1 protein-coding gene is annotated in these 273 nt (G+C 61.2%); it reads left to right on the forward strand.

Annotated elements, in window-relative coordinates:
- The coding region (locus tag AAEY79_RS14870; protein ID WP_352289144.1) for a catalase at positions 1-273 on the forward strand (273 nt) is incomplete at both ends.

Below are 273 nucleotides of genomic sequence, written 5' to 3' on the forward strand. Positions count from 1 at the left end.
GTTCACGCACGCGGCACGGGCGCCCATGGCACCTTCACCGTGACCGACAACCTCAGCGACCTGACCAAGGCCAAGGTATTCGCCGCCGGTGAAACCACGCCGGTGTTCGTGCGCTTCTCGGCTGTGGTGCATGGCAACCACTCCCCGGAAACCCTGCGCGACCCACGAGGCTTCGCCACCAAGTTCTATACCGCCGAAGGTAACTGGGACCTGGTCGGTAATAACTTCCCCACGTTCTTTATTCGCGATGCCATCAAGTTCCCGGACATGGTC

The organism is Psychrobacter sp. GW64-MNA-CIBAN-0177 (assembly GCF_040309585.1).
GTDB classification, from domain to species: Bacteria; Pseudomonadota; Gammaproteobacteria; order Pseudomonadales; family Moraxellaceae; genus Psychrobacter; species Psychrobacter okhotskensis.